Origin of the sequence: Nonomuraea sp. CA-218870, from assembly GCF_050936535.1 — a bacterium.
In the GTDB taxonomy this organism is placed as follows: Bacteria; Actinomycetota; Actinomycetes; order Streptosporangiales; family Streptosporangiaceae; genus Nonomuraea; species Nonomuraea corallina.
On record NZ_JBNJMN010000001.1, the window covers coordinates 5,081,039 to 5,098,999 of the forward strand.

The 17,961-nt window shown below is 73.5% G+C and carries 17 protein-coding genes; 10 read left to right on the plus strand and 7 right to left on the minus strand.

Going from position 1 to position 17,961, the window contains the following annotated elements; all coding sequences use genetic code 11:
• Window positions 1–75 precede the first annotated feature (75 nt).
• Both ACQEUU_RS24495 and ACQEUU_RS24500 read left to right on the plus strand, forming a co-directional pair.
• On the plus strand, window positions 76–816 hold the full coding sequence (locus tag ACQEUU_RS24495) for an SDR family oxidoreductase (protein ID WP_433069813.1): 741 nt from the start codon (window positions 76–78) through the stop codon (window positions 814–816).
• Window positions 817–953: 137 nt separating this feature from the next.
• Entirely contained in the window at window positions 954–1,733 is a 780-nt protein-coding gene (locus ACQEUU_RS24500; protein ID WP_433069816.1) for an SDR family NAD(P)-dependent oxidoreductase, read from the plus strand.
• Between the two features lie 60 nt (window positions 1,734–1,793).
• On the opposite strand, the gene ACQEUU_RS24505 is transcribed toward ACQEUU_RS24500, so the two are convergent.
• Genes ACQEUU_RS24505 through ACQEUU_RS24515 form a run of 3 tightly spaced genes read right to left on the minus strand, consistent with a single transcriptional unit; the run spans window position 1,794 to window position 4,054 of the window.
• Window positions 1,794–2,489, minus strand: a complete 696-nt coding sequence (locus ACQEUU_RS24505; protein WP_433069819.1) for a ThuA domain-containing protein — start codon at window positions 2,487–2,489, stop codon at window positions 1,794–1,796.
• Between the two features lie 12 nt (window positions 2,490–2,501).
• A complete protein-coding gene (locus ACQEUU_RS24510) occupies window positions 2,502–2,984 on the minus strand; it encodes a nuclear transport factor 2 family protein (protein WP_433069822.1) in 483 nt (160 codons plus the stop codon).
• The gene (locus tag ACQEUU_RS24515) at window positions 2,981–4,054 is read right to left on the minus strand and encodes an LLM class flavin-dependent oxidoreductase (RefSeq protein ID WP_433069825.1); all 1,074 of its coding nucleotides are present in this window, start codon (window positions 4,052–4,054) and stop codon (window positions 2,981–2,983) included. The genes ACQEUU_RS24510 and ACQEUU_RS24515 overlap by 4 nt, the downstream gene beginning before the upstream one ends.
• A 117-nt stretch (window positions 4,055–4,171) precedes the next feature.
• Here ACQEUU_RS24515 and ACQEUU_RS24520 point away from each other — a divergent pair, with 117 nt between their 5' ends.
• A complete protein-coding gene (locus ACQEUU_RS24520) occupies window positions 4,172–4,315 on the plus strand; it encodes a hypothetical protein (RefSeq protein WP_433069827.1) in 144 nt (47 codons plus the stop codon).
• Between the two features lie 27 nt (window positions 4,316–4,342).
• Here ACQEUU_RS24520 and ACQEUU_RS24525 read toward each other — a convergent pair whose 3' ends face one another.
• The 3 genes from ACQEUU_RS24525 to ACQEUU_RS24535 are packed head-to-tail and all read right to left on the minus strand — an operon-like array spanning window position 4,343 to window position 7,592.
• Window positions 4,343–5,035 carry an SDR family NAD(P)-dependent oxidoreductase gene (locus tag ACQEUU_RS24525; RefSeq protein ID WP_433069830.1) on the minus strand — a complete coding sequence of 231 codons (693 nt, stop codon included), beginning with the start codon at window positions 5,033–5,035 and terminating at the stop codon, window positions 4,343–4,345.
• Window positions 5,036–5,071: 36 nt separating this feature from the next.
• Complete coding sequence (locus tag ACQEUU_RS24530; protein ID WP_433069833.1) at window positions 5,072–6,238, minus strand: amidohydrolase family protein; 1,167 nt, start codon at window positions 6,236–6,238, stop codon at window positions 5,072–5,074.
• Window positions 6,231–7,592 carry an amidohydrolase family protein gene (locus ACQEUU_RS24535; protein ID WP_433069835.1) on the minus strand — a complete coding sequence of 454 codons (1,362 nt, stop codon included), beginning with the start codon at window positions 7,590–7,592 and terminating at the stop codon, window positions 6,231–6,233. The genes ACQEUU_RS24530 and ACQEUU_RS24535 overlap by 8 nt, the downstream gene beginning before the upstream one ends.
• Window positions 7,593–7,711: 119 nt before the next feature.
• Between ACQEUU_RS24535 and ACQEUU_RS24540 the strand changes: the two genes are divergently transcribed.
• From ACQEUU_RS24540 to ACQEUU_RS24565, 6 genes are all read left to right on the plus strand, one after another.
• Window positions 7,712–8,608, plus strand: coding sequence for a TrmB family transcriptional regulator (locus tag ACQEUU_RS24540; RefSeq protein ID WP_433069838.1), 897 nt, complete (start codon window positions 7,712–7,714; stop codon window positions 8,606–8,608).
• Between the two features lie 268 nt (window positions 8,609–8,876).
• Window positions 8,877–9,737, plus strand: a complete 861-nt coding sequence (locus ACQEUU_RS24545; protein ID WP_433069840.1) for a branched-chain amino acid ABC transporter permease — start codon at window positions 8,877–8,879, stop codon at window positions 9,735–9,737.
• Window positions 9,737–10,753, plus strand: coding sequence for a branched-chain amino acid ABC transporter permease (locus tag ACQEUU_RS24550; protein ID WP_433069843.1), 1,017 nt, complete (start codon window positions 9,737–9,739; stop codon window positions 10,751–10,753). The genes ACQEUU_RS24545 and ACQEUU_RS24550 overlap by 1 nt, the downstream gene beginning before the upstream one ends.
• Window positions 10,750–11,520 carry an ABC transporter ATP-binding protein gene (locus ACQEUU_RS24555; protein ID WP_433069846.1) on the plus strand — a complete coding sequence of 257 codons (771 nt, stop codon included), beginning with the start codon at window positions 10,750–10,752 and terminating at the stop codon, window positions 11,518–11,520. The genes ACQEUU_RS24550 and ACQEUU_RS24555 overlap by 4 nt, the downstream gene beginning before the upstream one ends.
• Window positions 11,501–12,208 (plus strand): ABC transporter ATP-binding protein, encoded by a 708-nt coding sequence (locus ACQEUU_RS24560; protein WP_433069848.1) that lies wholly within the window; start codon window positions 11,501–11,503, stop codon window positions 12,206–12,208. Before ACQEUU_RS24555 ends, ACQEUU_RS24560 begins: the two co-directional genes overlap by 20 nt.
• Window positions 12,209–12,271: 63 nt before the next feature.
• Window positions 12,272–13,498, plus strand: a complete 1,227-nt coding sequence (locus ACQEUU_RS24565) for an ABC transporter substrate-binding protein (RefSeq protein WP_433069851.1) — start codon at window positions 12,272–12,274, stop codon at window positions 13,496–13,498.
• A gap of 44 nt (window positions 13,499–13,542) precedes the next feature.
• Here the strand turns inward: ACQEUU_RS24565 and ACQEUU_RS24570 are convergent, their stop codons facing one another.
• Window positions 13,543–14,307: an SDR family NAD(P)-dependent oxidoreductase gene (locus ACQEUU_RS24570; RefSeq protein ID WP_433069854.1), complete on the minus strand. Its 765-nt coding sequence runs from the start codon at window positions 14,305–14,307 to the stop codon at window positions 13,543–13,545.
• Between the two features lie 226 nt (window positions 14,308–14,533).
• On the opposite strand from ACQEUU_RS24570, the gene ACQEUU_RS24575 reads away from it, so the two are divergent.
• Window positions 14,534–17,956, plus strand: coding sequence for an indolepyruvate ferredoxin oxidoreductase family protein (locus ACQEUU_RS24575; RefSeq protein ID WP_433069857.1), 3,423 nt, complete (start codon window positions 14,534–14,536; stop codon window positions 17,954–17,956).
• The last annotated feature ends 5 nt before the right edge of the window (window positions 17,957–17,961 follow it).

Consider the following 17,961-nt stretch of genomic DNA (forward strand, 5'->3'; position numbering starts at 1 on the left):
CGGCCGGGGGACTCCCCCGGGCCCGCCCGCCGCCGGGCACCGCTCCCGCACCGCTCGCCGGCCGGGGCCGTAGCCGTGGACCTGGGGATCCGGGGCCGGCGGGCCGCCGTGGCCGCGGCGAGCGCGGGGCTCGGTCACGCGAGCGCGGCCGCGCTGGCGGCCGAGGGGGCGCAGGTCACGATCTGCGGCTCCGACGAGGGGCGGGCGCGCGCCGCGGCGGAACGGCTGGGCGCCGGCGTGCGGTGGCTGCGCGCCGACGTCTCCGGGCCTGACGGCGCCGCGGCGTTCGTCGAGGAGGCCGCCGCGCTGATGGGCGGCCTCGACATCCTGGTGGTCAACGGGCCGGGCCCGCCGCCCGGCACGATCGCGCAGACCCCGCCGGAGGCGTACCAGCCGGCGCTCGAACGCAGCCTGCTCACCGTCGTGCGGATGTCCCTGGCCGCGCTGCCCCACATGCGGGAGCGCGGCTGGGGCAGGATCGTCGCGATCACCTCGCTCGGGGTGCGCCAGCCGTACCCGAACCTCGCGCTGTCCAACACCGCCCGCGCGGGCGCCACGGGTTTTCTGCGCACGCTGGCCCGCGAGGTGGCCGCGGACGGGATCACGGTGAACTCCGTGCAGCCGGGGCTGCACCGTACCGAGCGCGTCACGCAGGTGTACGGCGGCAGCCCGCCGGTCGGCGACGTCCCCGCGGGACGGCTCGGCGAGCCCGCCGACTTCGGCGCGGTCGTCGCCTTCCTGTGCTCGGCGCAGGCCGGGTACCTCACCGGCGCGGCGGTGCCGGTCGACGGCGGGGCCTACCAGGCGCTGCTGTGAGCGTGTGTCCCGCCGGTTAACCGTGGTGAACATCGGGTGAAAAAGCATGCCGCCGGAAGCCGTGGCTCGTAGCGTCGTTATAGTTATGACGACGCTTGGAGCACTACGGCAAGCCAGGCTGACAAGGGGAGGACGCAATGACGAAATGGGCCGTGGTCACCGGGGCGGCGCACGGCATCGGAGCCGTCATCGCCGAGCACGCGGTGAAGGAGGGCTACCGGGTCGCCGCATGGGACGTCGACGGCCCCGCCGTCGAGCAGACGGCCCGCGACATCGGGGAGGCGTGCGTGGGCTCGGCCGTCGACGTCTCCGACGAGGAGTCGGTGCGGCGGGCCACGGCCAGGCTGCCCCAAGCGCCGCACCTGGTGGTGAACAACGCCGGCATCGTCCGGTTCGGGCCGCTGCTCGACCTCCCGGTGACGGAGTGGGAGGCCGCGCTGCGGGTCAACCTGACCGGGACCTTCCTCGTGGCCAGGACCCTGGCCAAGGTGATGGCGGAGGCGGGCGGGGGCGCGATCGTCAACCTCGCCTCGATCAACGGCATCGCCGCCGCCCCGCACGCCGGCGCCTACTCGGCCAGCAAGGCCGGGGTGGTCCGGCTGACCGAGCACATGGCGATGGAGTGGGCCAGGCACGGCATCCGGGTCAACTGCGTGGCTCCCGGGCTGATCCACGCGGGCATGTCGGACGCCATCTACGCCGACCCCGAGGTGCGGCGGGTGCGCGAGGGCGCGGTGCCGCTGGGACGGCTGGGCTCGGCCGAGGACATCGCCGCCGCGGTGCTCTTCCTCGGCTCGGAGAAGTCGGCCTACGTCAGCGGCCAGACCCTCGCCGTCGACGGCGGCCTGATCAAGAGCACGCTGGCCTCGCTGCCGCGGCCGGCGTCGGTGGACTCCGTCGGCTTCGCCGAGGCCTGACGACCGCCGGGGGGTGCGTCACGGCGACGTGACGCACCCCCCGTTTTTCGCGCGTACGGATCAGCCTCGGGTGGTCCATCGGATGGCGCGACGGAGGATCTCGCGGTGCTCGGGCACCTCGTACGACGGCGGGTGGTGGCCCAGCGCGTCGTAGACCACGCGGCCGCCGCCGTGCTCGCGGGCCCACAGCAGGGGATGCCGGGCCTCGGCGCGGGGCCCGGAGGGCTGACAGGCGGTGAGCAGCGGGACGATCCCCGGCGCCAGGTCCAGGTCCCCGTACACCTCGTCGACGACCGTGAACGGATCGAGGCCGTCGACCAACTCGTGCCCGGCCTCCGGCCGCACCTCGACGGCCGGGCCGACGGGCGGGTGGTGGGAGCGTCCCCACACCCAGGCGCCGCCGAGCGTCCGCCCCCACTCCGGCCAGTCGTCGAAGCAGATGCTCGCCGTGTGCAGACCGAGCACGCCGCCGCCCGCCTCCAGGTGGGCCGCCAGCGCGGCCCTGGCGCTCGCGGACGGGCTTGCGCCCTCCGCGCCGGCGAGCTCCCGGTAGCGGGCGGGGGTTCCTGGCCCCGTCATCGTCCACCGCAGCGCGTTCACCACCAGCAGCGCCGCGCCCGGCAGGGCGTGCAGGGCCGCGTCGGCCCCGGTGTGCACCTCGGCCTCCAGGCCCTGGCCGGCGAGCAGCTCGGTCAGGCAGGCGGTGGTGGCGGGGAAGTCGTGGGTGAGCCCGCCGGACAGCACAACGGCACGCATGGCACGTCCTTCTCAGGTAGGTGGTCGGTCATCCTGGGGCTCCTGCGGCCGCCGGGGCACCCAGTTCCAGACGATCTCCGGCCGGCCGTCCACGAGCGCGGCCAGGACGCGGCGACGGGCGATCAGCCAGGAGCCGCCTTCGCGTCTCAGCTCGTCGACGTACCGCAGGTGCGCGCGCCACCGTGAGCCGTCCCACTCCTCGTGGGCCGCCGTGACGTAGGTGATGGCGGTGGCCCGGTCCGGGTCGGCGGCGTGGTGGATGACGCGGCTCTGCCCGAGCTGGTGATGGGTGCGGCGGAACTGCGCCTGCCCGGCCGCGATCCGGTCGCGCACCGCGGCGCGTCCGGTCACCGGCCCGCCCCGCCCCGGCCCGTAGTCGGTCACGCAGTCCTCGGTGAACAGGGCGGCGACGGCGTCGATGTCGTACTCGTCGAGCCGCTCGCAGTACAGCGCCAGAAGGCCGGCGATCGCCGGCCGGTCGTCGAGCTCGCTCATCCGGCGTCCTCCCCGTGGGCGCGCAGTCGCGGCAGGATCTCCTCGCCGAACAGCCGCAGCCTGCACCGCTGGACGTCCGGATCGGGCTCGGGGAACAGCAGGCGGATCACCAGCTGGACGTTCGCCCAGGCGCGGAGCGAGTCGAGCACGCCGGTCAGCGTCCGCACGACGGCGTCGGCGTCCCCGTACGCCTGCACACCGGCTCCCGCCGGGGCGGCCGGGCCGTTGAGAGAGCCGGTGACGAGGCCGGTGACGAGGCCGGTGACGGGGCCGTCGACGAGGCCGGCGTAGACGTCGCGTCCGGCCTGGATGCTCTCGTACGTGCGCTGCTGCGCGGCGAAGGCGCGCAGGGCGGACGAGGTCCCCGCGCCGGGCTCGTCCAGCACGCACGTCACGTTGACGGCGCGGGTGAACGACGGGTCCGCCGGATCGCGCACGGCGGCCAGGTGCCCGGAGGCGTCGCCGACGATGTGCGGCTCTCCTCTGCCGGTCAGGTGGCCGTCGGCGAGCAGTCCCGCGCGGCGCACCGCGCGCGGCGCGTAGCCGCCGAGCCAGATCGGGACCGGCCGGGCGGGAGGCGGCGTCACGCGCGCGCCGTGCAGTCCCAGCTCGGGGCTGTGCACCGGCTCCCCCGCCCAGGCGCTGCGCAGCGCCGTGACGAGTGCCTCCAGGCGGGAGCCCCTGGTGGCGGGGTCGACGCCGAACGCCGCGTACTCGTGGGCCGCGTACCCGATCCCGAGGCCGAGGACCAGCCGCCCGCCGGACAGCTGGTCGACCACGGCGGCGTCCTCGGCGATCCGGAGCGGATGGTGCAGCGGGGCCAGGAGCACCCCGGTGCCGAGCGTGAGCCGGGAGGTCGCGGGGGCCAGGGCGGCGAGCAGGGTCAGCGGGGAGGGCAGGTAGCCGTCGGGCAGCCCGTGGTGTTCGGAGACCCAGAACGCGTCGAACCCGGCCTCCTCCGCGGCGACGGCGAGCGGGACCGCGTCGCGGTAGTGCGCGCCCGCGTCCCGCTGCCCCGTGTAGAGGCCCACGCCGAAGCTGCGGCGCCGCCCCGGCGGCACGTCGGTCATCCTGCCTCGCCTTCTATAGTCGTTAGTAACTATACTCCTATCAGGTCAGACATTCAGGACACAGGAGGCCGTCGCCGGGCGGTACGCGGACGTCGTCGGCGTGAACTCCGAGAGGACATGCCGGCGTCCCCGCACTGCCTCATCGGCCCGCGCTCCGCCCTCGCCGAGCGCCTCGCGGAGCTGGAGGAGCGCTGGGGCTTCGGCTACGTGACCCTGTACGAGGCCGACCTGCCGTCCTTCGCCCCGCTCATCAGCGGATGAGACGCCCAGCGGGGACGGCCTGGGCTCTCAGGTGGCCGTCCAGGCGCCGTCCACGGGGATCACCGCGCCCGTGAGGTAGGACGCGCCCTCCGAGAGCAGGAACGCCACGGCCGCCGCGATCTCCTCAGGCTCGCCCGTGCGCGCCATCGGGATGCGGTTCATCAGCCACGCCGTCTGCTCGGGAGAGCCGAGCCGGTCCGCCGTCATCGGCGTACGGATGACGCCGGGCGCGAGGGCGTTGACCCGGATCCCGGCGGGAGCCAGCTCGGCCGCCGCCGCCCGGACCAGCCCGGCGACACCTGCCTTCGCGGCCACGTAGTGCGGTTGCCCGGTGACGGCGTGGGTGCCGGTCACCGAGCTGATGGTGACGACAGCGCCGCGGACGCCGGCGGCCAGCCAGCGCCGGGCGCAGCCCTGGATGCCGAGGAACGTCCCGGTGACGTGCACGGAGAGCATGCGCTCGAACTCGGCGACGTCGAGCTCGGTGATCGCGCCCCGGCTGCGGTGACCGGCGCAGTTGACCAGGGCGTCGAGCGGCCAGACCGCGTCCAGCACCCGCTCCCAGGAGTCCCGGTCGGCGACGTCGAGCTCGTGCCCGCCGGGGCCGGGGCGCAGGTCGGCGACCTCGGCCTGCCAGCCCTGCGCGGCGAGCAGCTCCGCGCAGGCGGCGCCGATGCCGGAGGCGCCGCCGGTGACGAGGACGCGGCCGGGTGCGGTCATCAGGGAACCTCCGGGGAGTCAGGGCGGACGGGCCGTTCAGGCGGACGGGCCGTTCAGGCGCAGGAGCCTGGCGGCGTTGGACGAGAGGGCGGCGGGGTCCAGGCCCGGCCCCTCGTGGGCGCCGGAGTCCCAGCCGGCGAAGTTCGTGCCGAACACCAGCCGCTCGGTGCCCGCGTGCTCGGCCAGCAGGTTCAGCGCCTGCTCGTCGTGCACGTGCGTGTCGAACCACAGGCGGCGGTAGTAGTGCTCGAAGCCGTTCTCCCGCAGCTTCGCCCCGGCCCACGGGCGTTCGACGACGGCGCGGGCGAACCGCCCGGCGACGAACGCGGCCGCGCCGCCGCCGTGCGAGACGCACACGTCCAGGCCGGGATGCCGCTCCAGCACGCCGCCGAAGACCAGCGCGGCCACGGCCAGCGTCTCGTCGCGGGCGAACCCGAAGAGCAGGTCGAGGTCGAAGCGCCGGAGCCGGGGGTCGGCCGGCGGCCCGTCGGGGCCGAGCGGCGACGGGTGCACGAACAGCGGCACGTCCAGGTCCACGAGCGCCTCGTAGAGCGGGTCGAGCTCCGGGTCGTCCAGGGTCCGCCCGGCGGGGTCGGTGTCCACGTACACGGCCGCCAGCCCCAGCTCGCGCACCGCGCGCCGGGCCTCGGCGATCGACGCGGCGACGTCCTGCACCGGCAGCTGGGCCGCGCCGAGCAGCCGCCCCGGGTACGCGGCCACCGTCGCGGCCAGCGCGTCGTTGTGGGTCCGCGCGTACGCCACCGCCGGGCCGGCGTCCAGCCGGTCGAAGTAGGTGAGCGGGTTGGGCGACAGCAGCTGGACGTCGATGCCCGCCTCGTCCATGGCCGCGACGCGGGCGTCCACGTCCATGAACGGGCTTCCCGCGTAGCGCACGCCGCGCAGCACGTACCCGCCGACGCGGTAGAAGGGGGTGCCGTCGTCCGCGACGCCCAGCTCGGGACCGGCGGCGCCGGCCGCGCCCAGGCTGACCTCCAGCACGGCGTGCGCGTGCACGTCGATCACCGGCGTGCGCCGCCCGCCCTCGGACCGCCCGGGGAAGCGCTCGTACGAGCCATCGGAGGAGCGGCCGGAGGGACGGCCGGAGGGACGGTCGGAGGGACGGTCGGAGGGACGGTCGGAGGGACGGTCGGACGGCCCGGTGGACGGCCCGGTGGACGGGGGGCCGTGGCGCGGGTCAGACACGGGCCAGCTTCTCCAGTTGCTCCTCCGTCAGGGCCAGGCCGCGGGTGAGCGGGCAGGAGGCGAGGAACCGGACCTGGTCGGTGGAGCGCATCCGCCGCTCGGGGATCGGGGTGGTGATGTCGATCCGGCGGCCGCCCTTGATGACCTCGGCGATCCGGGCGCGGTCCTGGAGGATCGTGATGTCCCGCAGCGGGTCGCCGTCGATGACGAGGACGTCGGCTAGCCGGCCGGGCTCCAGCGTGCCGACCTCGCCCTCCATCCGCAGCGCGAAGGCGCCGTTGCGGGTGGCGGCGACGATCGCCTCCATCGGCGTCATGCCCATGTATTGGACGAACATCTCCAGTTCGCGGGCGTGCCACTCGCCGACCGGGGTGACGGCGAAGCCGGTCTCCGAGCCGGTGAGGAACGGCACGCCGGCGGCGTGCGCCTTGGCCATCTGCGCGGCGGTGATCTCGATCTCGGCGCGGAACACGTCGAGCAGCTCGGGCGCGCTGCCGATCTTCTGGCCGTAGTCGGCGAGGTTGCCGAGGAGCGTGAAGGTCGGGCACAGCGCGCTGCCGGACTCGATCACTGCTTCGAGGGCCTCGTCGTCCATGTAGGAGGCGTGGTAGATCAGGTCGACGCCGGCCCTGGCGGCGTCGCGGGTGCTCGCGGAGTTGCGGCAGTGGGCGACGACCTTGGTGTTGAGCTCGTGGGCGGCGTCGCAGACGGTGCGCAGCTCGTCGAGGTTCCAGACCTGGACCTCGGGGCCCTTCATGGAGGGGATCAGGCCGGTGACCATGATCTTGATCCAGTCGACCCCGTACTTGATCTGGCGGCGCACCTCCTTGACCATCATGTCGCGGTTGTGCACGACGGTCGCGTAGCCGGTGGTGCCCTCGTCGGCGATCATCCGGCCCGCGGTGCCGCCGAGCATGGTCATCAGGGCCTGGCCTCCGGCGCGCATGCGGGGGCCCTCGACGATGCCCGTGTCGATGGCGTCGCGCAGCTCGACCCCGATGGACCACAGGCAGTCGGCGTCGAGCACGCCGGTGACCCCGGCGCGCAGCACCTTGCGCGCGTGGTAGGCCGACAGCATCGAGCTGTAGCCCTGCGTCCTGTGGTGGAAGAGCTCGTCGTTGCCGGTCGGCTCGCCGAAGCTGAGGTGGGTGTGGGCGTCGATCAACCCGGGCATGACCGTGCGGCCGGTCGCGTCGATCCGTTCGTCCACGCCGCCCGACTCGGCCTCGGCCACCGCCTCGGCGCCCAGGGCGGCGATCCGGTCGCCCCGGATCAGCACCGCCTCGCCCGCTCGCGGCGCGGCGCCGGTCCCGTCGATGACGGCGCCTCCGGTGATCAAGATGCTGTCAGCCATCGGCTCTCCTCGAACATCGGTATGCGTGTGAAGGTTAACGACTATTCGGGGTCCTGGCTAGACTGCCCGGTGTTGATCGGAATTCGTCCCGGACCCCGAGGTGATGCGACGATGGCAACGTGTCTCAGCAGAGAGTGATCGAAGAGCTTCAGCGCCTCGGCATGTCGGGCTACGAGGCCAAGGCCTACGTCGCGCTGGTGGCCGCCGGCGCCCCGCTCAACGGCTACGAGGTGGCCAAGCGCTCGGGGGTGCCGCGCAGCACGGTCTACGAGACGCTGGGCAAGCTCGTGGGCCGGGGGGCGGCCTACGAGGTGCGGCTCGGCGACGCGGGCGTGGGCTACATCTCGCTGCCCCCGGCGTCGCTGCTGGACCGGATGCGGCGCGAGTTCGACCAGTCGATCGACAGTCTGCGCGAGGCGCTGCCCGAGGTGGCCTCGCCCACCCAGGTGCGGCTGATCCACAACCTCACCGACCGGTCGTCGCTGCTCACCCGGGCCGAGGACGTGGTCGCCGCGGCGCGCAGGGACCTGTTCCTGTCCGGCTGGCCGGCCGAGATCGAGCCGCTCAAGGCCCTGGCCCGCCGGGCCGAGGCCGACGGCGTCGACGTCTCCGCGGTCGTCTTCGGCGACGACCCCGACCCGGTGGGCCACACCACCCAGCACCGCTTCTCCAGCCCCAAGGTCGCGCTGGAGAACCTGGGCTGCCGGCTGCTGGTGGTGGTGGCCGACCGCGAGCAGGCCGTCATCGGCGGCGTGGTCAACGAGGAGGCCTGGGGCGTCTACACCGACGACCCGGCGGTGGTCCTGGTCGCGGTCGAGTACGTGCGGCACGACATCGCCATGCACCTGATCGTGGAGAAGTTCGCCGCCGAGGACTTCGAGACGTTCTGGAAGTCCGATCCGGCGCTGCTGCGGCTGCGCGCCGACCACGGCGCGCCCGCCACGCTGCTCAAGAGGGGCGCCCGCGAGACCCCGGGCGGGTCGGGGCGGCGTCGCGGCACCGACATCCCGCGCTGACCCCGGGCCGGTCGCGCGCCACCTCGCGCTGATCACGGGCCGGCCCTGGCCGGATCATGGGGCGGCCCTGAGCTGATCACGGGGCCGGCCTGCCCGCCCTGTCACGGCGTCCACCGATGCGGCGGACGCCGTTCCCGCGTGCCCGTCGGCCGGGCGCGCCCGGTCACTCTCCGCCGACCGCGCCGCTCCGCGTCGTTGCCAAATCGGGACTGTCGCGTTCCTGTTTTGGACGTTAGCATCCTGACGACTAGCGGCAGGAGGCATCACCGTGTGGCAACAGATCATCAGCGGGTTGCAGGCGGGAAGCTGGTACTCGCTCATGGCACTCGCCATCGTCCTGGTACTCAAAGCGACCGATGTACCCAATTTCGCCATGGCTGAGCTGGGGTTGTTCCCGGCCTTCTGCACCTGGGCGCTCATCGACGGAGCCCAGTTGTCGTGGTGGGTCGCGGTGCCGATCGGGTTGCTCATCGGCATCGCCCTTTCCGTAGTGGTGGAACGCACGGCTATCCGGCCGATCCTGGCGGAGAACCATTTCGCCACCGTGTTGATGACGATCGCGGTCTTCGTCGTGATCAACGCGGTGGTCCAACTCGTCTGGGGTTCCGAGCCGCGCAAGATCGACTCCCCGTTCGCGGGCTCGTTCACCGTGGCGGGGCAGATCGTCGCCTACGAGCAGCTGGTCAGCATCGCGGCGGGGCTCGCGGTGATGGCCGGGCTCATCCTGTTCTTCCGTACGCCGCTCGGCGTGCAGATGCAGGCCATCGCGGAGGACCGCGTGACGCCGCGGCTGCTCGGCGTCTCGGTCACGACGGTGTTCCGCACCTCGTGGGCCCTGGCCGGGGCGATCGCCACGATCGCGCTGCTGCTGCAGGGGCAGGCCTCGCTGCTCACGGACCAGAACGGGTCCGGGCTGCTCATCAAGGGCTTCGTGGCGGCGACGCTGGGCGGGTTCTCCAGCATCACCGGGGCCTTCGTCGGCGGGCTCGCGCTCGGCGTCGCGGAGAACCTCGCGGGCGCGTACATCTCGACGTCGAGCAAGACGGCGATCGCGCTGCTGGCCATCGTCGTGGTGCTCTCGATCAAGCCGCAGGGGCTGTTCGGCCGCCACCAGGTCAGGGAGGTCTGATGAGGCAGCTCGCCCTGCTGGCCGGCTCGCCGTGGCGGATCGCCTGCGCGGCCGGCGCCCTGGCCGCCGCGCTCGTCCTGCTGGCCCTGCCCGGCCTGGTCAACCCGTACCTGCTCTTCCAGGCGTGCCTGATCATGGTGACGGCGACGGCGGGGCTCGGGCTCGTCCTGATCATGGGGTGGTCGGGGCAGATCGCCCTGTCCCAGGCCGGTTTCCTCGGCGTGGGCGCGTACGCGACCACCTTCCTGGTCAGTCAGGGCTGGGCCTGGCCGGTGGCGACGCTCACCGCCGGTCTGGTCGCCGCGCTGTTCGGCGTGCTGATCGGACTGCCGGCCACCCGGCTGCGTGGCTTCTACCTCGCGATCGCCACGCTCGCGTTCGCCGAGCTGATGATCCGCGTGTTCGTGGAGGCCACGCCGATCACCGGCGGCATCGCCGGCACCGCCGTGCAGCCGGTGGTCCTGCCCGGCATCGACGTGGACGGCAGCCGCTGGTACCTGTGCCTGGGCGTGGCCGCCGTCACCACGGCCGTCGTCATGCGCATCGGGCGCGTCGGGCTCGGCAGGCGGCTGCGGGTCGTGCGCGACGCGGAGATCGCCGCCCCGTCGCTGGGCGTGAGCCCGATGCGCACGAAGCTGCTGGCCTTCGCGCTGTCGGCGTTCATCGGCGGGATCGCCGGGGCGCTGTACGCGCAGTGCCTGTCGTACCTGACGCCGGAGATCTTCGACATGGGGCTGCTCATCGAGTTCCTGGTCGTCGCGTTCCTCGGCGGCGTGGGCTACGTCGCCGGGCCGTTCCTCGGCGCCGTCGTGGTGGTGGTGCTGCGCGATCTGCTGCAGGACCTCGGGAGCTGGCAGCGGCTCGTGTACGGGCTGATCCTCGCGCTGGCGATCGCGTTCCTGCCGCGCGGGCTGGCCTCGCTGCCCGCCCGGCTGCGGGCCAGGCGCCCGGCCCCGCCCGCGTCCGAACCGCCGCCCGTGTCCGGGCAGGCCGACCTGACGGGAGCCGCCCGATGAACACGCTCGAACTGTCGGGGATCGCCGTGCGGTTCGGCGGCAACGAGGTGCTGAAGGGCGTCGACCTCGCCATCGGCCCGGGGTTCACCGGGCTGATCGGCCCGAACGGCGCCGGCAAGACGACGGTGTTCAACGTGGTCACCGGCTACGTCCGGCCGGTCGAGGGGACGGTGCGGATCGCGGGCGAGCCGGTCCCGTCCGGCCGCCCGGCGGTCGTGGCCCGCAGGGGCGTGCGCCGCACGTTCCAGACGCCCCGGCTGGTGGCGGAGCTGACGGTCGAGGCGAACGTGCTCGCGGGGCTGGACGCCGAGCTGGCCCGCGGCGGCGGGCTTGCCGACTTCCTCGGCATCTCGCGGACGGCCCGCGCCGCCCGGGAGCGGGTGCGCGAACTGCTCGACGCCTTCGGGCTCGCCGACCGCGCCGCCGAACCGGTCGGGAACCTGCCGCTGGGCAGCCAGAAGATCGTGGAGGTGGCCCGCGCGCTCGCGCCCCGGCCGCGCATCGTCCTGCTGGACGAGCCCGCCGCGGGCCTGTCGGCCGCCGACGTGGACCGGATGGTCGCGCCGCTGGCCGAGATCGGCGCCCGCGACGAACTGTCCATCCTGATCATCGAGCACGACCTGGAGCTGGTCTCGCGGCTGTGCCCGCGGGTCGCGGCGTTGCACTTCGGGCGCATCCTCGCGGACGGCACCCCGGCCGAGGTCGTCGCCCACCCCGATGTCGTCAAGGCCTACCTGGGAGCCGGCGTTGCTACTGTCGATACGTGAGCTGACCTCCGGCTACGGCCGGATCCCGGTGCTGCGCGGGGTCGACCTCGACGTGGCCGAGGGCGAGATCGTCGCGCTGCTCGGGGTCAACGGCGCGGGCAAGTCCACGACGCTGCGGGCCGTCTCCGGCGTGCTGCCCACCTGGTCGGGCACCGTCAGCTTCGACGGCACGACCCTCGGCAGGCGCACCCCCGAGGCCAGGGCCAGGCTCGGCCTCGGCCATGTCCCCGAGGGCCGCGGCATCCTCTCCTCGCTCACCGTCCGGCAGAACCTGCGCCTGGGCGCGACCGCCCGCGGGCGCGGCGCGCGGGACGTCGCCCAGGACGAGGAGCGGCTGCTGGAGGTGTTCGACGCGCTGCGCGACAAACTGGGCGCGCCGGCCGGCTCGCTGTCGGGCGGGCAGCAGCAGATGCTGGCCGTCGCCAGGGCGCTCATCGGCCGGCCGCGCCTGGTGATGGTCGACGAGATGTCGTTCGGTCTCGCGCCGATCCTGGTCACCCAGCTGCTCGCGCTGGTCGCGCGGTTGCGCGCGGAGTCGGGCACCGCGTTCCTGCTCGTCGAGCAGAACTCGGCCGTGCTCGACATCGCCGACCGCGCGTACGTGCTCTCCGGCGGAGCCGTCCACACCTCGGGCCCCGCCCAAGAGCTCGCGGACTCGGAGAACCTCGTCCGCGCTTATCTGGGCTGAACGCTTATCTCGGCTGAACGCCTATCTCGGCTGAACACTCGCACCATCTCACTGGAGGGTCCCATGAGGCCACGACGGTTCACGCTCACCGCCCTGCCCGCCCTGCTGACCGCGCTCACCGTCGTGGGCTGTTCGTCCCAGGCCGCCGCTCCGGCCGGTGGCGACGCGGCGGCGGCGGTCCAGGGCGTCACGGACGACACGTTCACCATCGGCACGACCCTGCCGCTGTCCGGCGGCGCGGCCACCTCGGGCAAGGGCTTCGAGGCCGGGCTGAAGGCGGCGGTCAAGGAGATCAACGACAAGGGCGGGCTGCGGGGCCGCCAGGTGAACCTGGTCGTGCTCGACGACGGGTTCGAGGCGGCGCGCAGCGTCGCCAACATCCGCCGCCTGGGTGACCAGGAGAAGGTGTTCGCGGTGGTCTCCCCCGCCGGGTCGGCCAACATCCCGGGCAGCTACCCGTACCTGGCGCAGAAGGGGATGCCGCTGTTCGCGCCGGTGCTGCCGCCCGACCCGAAGCAGGACTCGGTGTTCCTGCTCGGCACCAGCCAGCGTGACCAGGCCAGGGTGATCGTGGACTTCCTGGCCGGCAAGGGCGTCAAGAAGGTCGCCGTCATCGGGCAGGACAACGAGCTCGGCCACGCGATCAGGGACGGGGTCAAGGAGGAGTCCGCGACCGTCGGGGTCGAGGTCGTCGCGAACGAGACGACCGAGCCGAACTCGACCGAGGTGAGCTCGGCGGTGCTCAAGATCCGCGAGGCGAAGCCGGACGCCATCGTGCTCGGCACGGACAACACGCAGTCGGCCCTGATCATGAAGGCGGTCGACGAGCTGGGCTGGGAGCCCACCATCATGGGCACGTCCTCGACCGTGACCACGGGCAGCGCGGGCACGGTGGGCCCGGCGGGGGCCTCCGCGAAGGGCATCTACGGCACGTTCATCTCCGAACTGCCCACCTCGGAGTCGCCCGAGGCGGAAGCGTGGCGCACCGTGCAGCAGGCCGTCGCCCCCGACCAGGTGGGCAGCGCCTACGCGTTGCAGGCGTACGCGAGCACGAAGATCTTCTTCGAGATCGTGACGCGCATGGGCGACGACCTGACCTGGGCGAACTTCCAGAAGACCGCCGAGTCCCTCAAGGGTCACGAGTCCGGCATCTACCCGCCGATCACCTTCGGCCCGGCCGCCGACGGCGGTCACGTCGGGACGACCGGCGCGAAGGTGGCGGAGTGGGACGGTTCCGAGTGGAAGCTCGTCAGCGAGGACTGGCTGGAGCCCGGCAAGATCGTGTCCTGAACCAGGTCGCCGGCTGTCCCCCTCCGGGACAGCCGGCGGACCCGTCAGGCGTGGGTGACGCCGAGGCCGAGCCCGCCGTCGATGGTGAGCACGGCTCCGGTCGCCCACTCGGCGGTGATCAGGTACTCGACCGCCTCGGCGACCTCGTCAGGAGTGCCGGCGCGGCCCAGCGCGTGGGCCGGGCCGAGCGAGCGCATCCGCTCGGCGGCGGTGGCGTCGTCCATGAGCCCGGCCCGCTGGTTGATCTCGGTGAGCACGCCGCCCGGCCGCACACAGCCGACCCGCACGCCCTGCGGCCCGAGCTCCGCGGCCAGGACCCCGGTGAGGGTCTCCAGCGCGCCCTTGGTGGCGGCGTACGGCGACACGCCGGGGAAGGCGCGCTGGGTGTGCACGGAACCGAAGAAGACCACCGCGCCCGAGCGCTCCCTCAGGTGCGGCAGGGCGAGCGCGGTCAGCATCATCGGGCCGATCGTGTTGGAGGCGAACACGTCGTGCAGCGCCCGCTCCTCCAGCTCCTCCAGCGGGCCGCGGTACATGTTGCCCGCGGCGTGCACCACGGCCTCCAGCCCGCCGCCGTGCTCCACCGCCCGGGCGACCATCCGCTCGCGGTCCGCGGCGACGGTCACGTCGGCGACGACGCCGCACGCGCCGGAGCCCGCCCGCCGGGCGACCGCCTCGACCTTCTCCGCTCGCCGGCCGGCGAGGGTCACCTTCGCGCCGGCCTTGACCAGCCGGTGCACCACCGCCTCGCCGATGCCGGAACCGCCCCCGGTGACGAGCACCGGCATCCCTTCGAGCGAACGCCCCACGGAAGCCTCCTGACCTGATTCCTTTAGACGGGATGCTAACGACGACTAGAGCGTCACAGGAAGCCGTCGCCGCCTCCTTCTAGACGTTATAAGCCTAGCGACTAGCCGGTGGTCCAGTGAACCAGCCGGCCGCCCGCGCCTTTCTGTGCCACTGGCCCAGACCCCCTTGAGCCCCGGACCCTCCGCCTGGCTGAATCTCGCCCAGAGCCACGGAAGGGACGGCATCATGACGGAGCGGGTGAGACTGGAGGACCGCTACGAGGCGACCGCCGGGCGGGTCCAGCTGACCGGCGTGCAGGCCCTGGCCCGGCTGCCGATCGACCAGCACCGCCGCGACCTCGCGCGCGGCCGGCGGGTCGCGACCTTCGTCTCCGGCTACGAGGGCTCGCCGCTCGGCGGGTACGACCTGGAGCTGCACCGGCAGCGCCGACTCCTGGAAGCCAACGACGTCGTCTTCCGGCCGGGGCTGAACGAGGAGAGCGCTGCCACCGCCGTGCAGGGCAGCCAACTGGCCAACACGCTCGACGGCGCCCGGTACGACGGTGTGCTCGGCATCTGGTACGGCAAGGCTCCCGGGCTGGACCGGGCCACGGACGCGCTGCGGCACGGCAACCTGATGGGCGCGCACCCCGGCGGCGGCGCGATCGTGCTGGTGGGCGACGACCCGGCGGCCAAGTCCTCCAGCGTGCCCTGCGCGTCGGAGTCGGCGCTGGCCGACCTGGCGATGCCCTTCCTGTATCCGGCCGACTCCCAGGACGTGCTGGAGCTGGGGCTGCACGCCGTCGAACTGTCCCGGGCGACCGGGCTGTGGGCAGGCCTGAAGATCGTCACAGCGGTGGCCGACGGCTCCTCGACGGTGTTCCTCGACGACGAGCGGCCCGAGCCGCTGCTCCCGCCGGGCGCCGGACGGCACCGGCCCACCGCACGGCTGCTGCAGCCCACGCTGGGGCCGCTCGAACGCGACCTGGTGACCAACCGGCTGCGGCTGGCCGTCGACTACGCCCGGCTCAACCGCCTGAACCGCGTCGTGGGAGCCGCCCCCGGCGACCGGCTCGGCGTGATCGCGGCCGGCCGCACCTACCTGGACGTGGTCGAGTCGCTGCGGCGGCTGGGCGTCGACGAGCCGGACCTGGAGGCGAGCGGGCTCCGGCTGCTCCGGGTCGCCATGCCGTTCCCACTGGAGGCCGAGACCGTCCGGGAGTTCGCCGACGGGCTGACCGAGATCGTCGTCGTCGAGGAGAAGCGCTCCTTCCTGGAGACGGCCGTCCGCGACATCCTCTACGGCGGCCCCGCCACCCCGCTGGTCACGGGCAAGCGCGACGCGCGCGGCGACGAGCTGTTCCCGGCCTACGGGGAGCTGGACGTGGACGCGATCGTCCCCCGGCTGCGCCGCAGGCTGCTCACCAACGGCATCCCGGTGACGCCAGAGCCGCGCCAGGCCGGCCCGGAGGCGGGCCGCCGGCTGCCGCTCCTGCGGCGCGCGCCGTACTTCTGCTCGGGCTGCCCGCACAACACCTCCACCAAGACGCTGGACGGCAGCCTGGTCGGCGGCGGCATCGGCTGCCACGCGATGGTGGTGCTCATGGACGAGGCCCAGGTCGGCTCCGTCACCGGGCTGTCCCAGATGGGAGGGGAGGGCCTGCAGTGGGTGGGCATGGCGCCTTTCGTCGAGCGTGAGCACTACGTGCAGAACCTCGGCGACGGCACCTTCGACCACTCCGGCTCCCTGGCGATCCGGGCGGCGGTCGCGGCGGGTGTCGACATCACGTACAAGCTGCTCTACAACTCCGCCGTGGCCATGACCGGCGGGCAGGCCACGGTCGGCGGGATGGGCGTCACGCGAATTGTGGACGTGCTGCTGGCCGAGGGCGTCTCGAAGATCATCATCACTACGGAGGACCTGCGCAGGTACCGCCGGACCCGGCTGCCGCGCGGCGTCAAGGTCTGGGGCCGGTCCCGGATCGAGGAGGCGCAGCGGATCCTCGCCGGCACCCCCGGCGTCACCGTGCTCCTGCACGACCAGGAGTGCGCGACCGAGACCCGGCGTAAACGCAAGCGAGGGCTGGCCCCCCGGCCCGCCACGCGGGTCTTCATCAACGAGCGCGTCTGCGAGGGCTGCGGCGACTGCGGCCGCAAGTCCAACTGCCTGTCGGTGCAGCCGGTGGCCACCGGGTACGGCCGCAAGACCCGCATCCACCAGGCGTCGTGCAACCTCGACACCAGCTGCCTGGACGGCGACTGCCCCGCCTTCATGACGGTCTCCGCCGCCCCCGTCACCCGCAGGACGGACCCGGTCGACGCGGCGGACCTGCCGGAGCCGGAGGCCGTGACCGGCGCCGACGCCTTCGGCGTCCGGGTGCTCGGCATCGGCGGGACCGGCGTCGTCACGGTCTCCCAGGTGCTCGCCACCGCCGGGCTCGTCGCCGGCTGGAACGCCCGGTCGCTCGACCAGACGGGCCTGGCGCAGAAGGGCGGGGCGGTGGTGTCGGACGTGAAGTTCTCCCGCGACCGCCGGCTGACGTCCAACCGGCTCGCCGAAGGCGAATGCGACCTGTATCTCGGCTGCGACATCCTGGTCGCCGCCGACGCGGGGAACCTGACGGTGGCCTCCCCCGAGCGGACCGTCGCGGTGCTGTCCACCTCCGAGGTGCCCACCGGCCGGATGGTCGCCGACCCGGCCGTCGCCTTCCCCGCCCTGGACGAGGTCACCGCGCCGATACTCGACCGGGTCCGCCCAGGCCCCGTTCGCCTGCTCGACGCCCGCGCGCTGGCCTCCGAGCTGTTCGGCGACGACCAGACGGCCAACATGCTGCTGGTCGGCGTCGCCTTCCAGCTGGGGGCGATCCCGCTGCCCGCCGAGGCGATCGAGGAGGCGATCCGGCTCAACGGCGTCGCCGTCGAGGTCAACCTGCAGGCGTTCCGGCACGGCCGCCGGTTCGCCCGCGACCCCGCCGCCCCGCGAGCGCAGGCCGCGCCGCCTCCTCGGGAGGACGTGACCGGGACCGTGCGGGCCGCCCCGGGATCGGAGCTGGCGCGGCTGGTGGCGCTGCGCTCCCACGAGCTGGTGGCCTACCAGGACCTCGGCTACGCCCGCCGCTACACCGGCGTCGTGGAGCGGGTGCGCGCCCTGGAGGAGTCGCGGGTACCCGGCTCGACCGCCTTCGCGGAGTCCGTGGCCCGCCACCTGTTCAAGCTGATGGCCTACAAGGACGAGTACGAGGTCGCCCGCCTCAGCCTCGGCGACGACGTCCGCTCGGCTCTGACGGAACAGTTCGGGCCCGGCGCCAGGGCGTCGTGGAAGCTCCATCCCCCGCTGCTGCGGGCGGTGGGCCTGCGGAGGAAGCTCACGCTCGGCCCGTGGTTCCGGCCGGCGCTGGTGGCCCTGCGCGCGTCGCGCCGGCTGCGCGGGACCGCGTTCGACCCGTTCGGCCATATGAAGGTGCGCCGGGTCGAGCGCGCGCTGGTGCGGGAGTACACCGACCTGGTGGAGCACCTCGCCGGCCGCCTCACCGCGGCCAACGTCGACCTCGCCGTCCAGCTGGCGGACCTGCCGGACCTGGTGCGCGGGTACGAGGACGTGAAGCTGCGCACCATCGAGAAATACCACGCGGAGCTGTCGGCGCTGCGCGCCCGCTTCGACGCCCAGTGAATGGA

Excerpts from the sequence above, each read along its gene's own strand:
- ACQEUU_RS24500 (WP_433069816.1), top strand. The coding sequence starts at position 954 with ATGACGAAATGGGCCGTGGTCACCGGGGCGGCGCACGGCATCGGAGCC.
- ACQEUU_RS24505 (WP_433069819.1), bottom strand. The coding sequence starts at position 2,489 with ATGCGTGCCGTTGTGCTGTCCGGCGGGCTCACCCACGACTTCCCCGCC.
- ACQEUU_RS24510 (WP_433069822.1), bottom strand. The coding sequence starts at position 2,984 with ATGAGCGAGCTCGACGACCGGCCGGCGATCGCCGGCCTTCTGGCGCTG.
- ACQEUU_RS24515 (WP_433069825.1), bottom strand. The coding sequence starts at position 4,054 with ATGACCGACGTGCCGCCGGGGCGGCGCCGCAGCTTCGGCGTGGGCCTC.
- ACQEUU_RS24520 (WP_433069827.1), top strand. The coding sequence starts at position 4,172 with ATGCCGGCGTCCCCGCACTGCCTCATCGGCCCGCGCTCCGCCCTCGCC.
- ACQEUU_RS24525 (WP_433069830.1), bottom strand. The coding sequence starts at position 5,035 with ATGACCGCACCCGGCCGCGTCCTCGTCACCGGCGGCGCCTCCGGCATC.
- ACQEUU_RS24535 (WP_433069835.1), bottom strand. The coding sequence starts at position 7,592 with ATGGCTGACAGCATCTTGATCACCGGAGGCGCCGTCATCGACGGGACC.
- ACQEUU_RS24550 (WP_433069843.1), top strand. The coding sequence starts at position 9,737 with ATGAGGCAGCTCGCCCTGCTGGCCGGCTCGCCGTGGCGGATCGCCTGC.
- ACQEUU_RS24555 (WP_433069846.1), top strand. The coding sequence starts at position 10,750 with ATGAACACGCTCGAACTGTCGGGGATCGCCGTGCGGTTCGGCGGCAAC.
- ACQEUU_RS24565 (WP_433069851.1), top strand. The coding sequence starts at position 12,272 with ATGAGGCCACGACGGTTCACGCTCACCGCCCTGCCCGCCCTGCTGACC.
- ACQEUU_RS24575 (WP_433069857.1), top strand. The coding sequence starts at position 14,534 with ATGACGGAGCGGGTGAGACTGGAGGACCGCTACGAGGCGACCGCCGGG.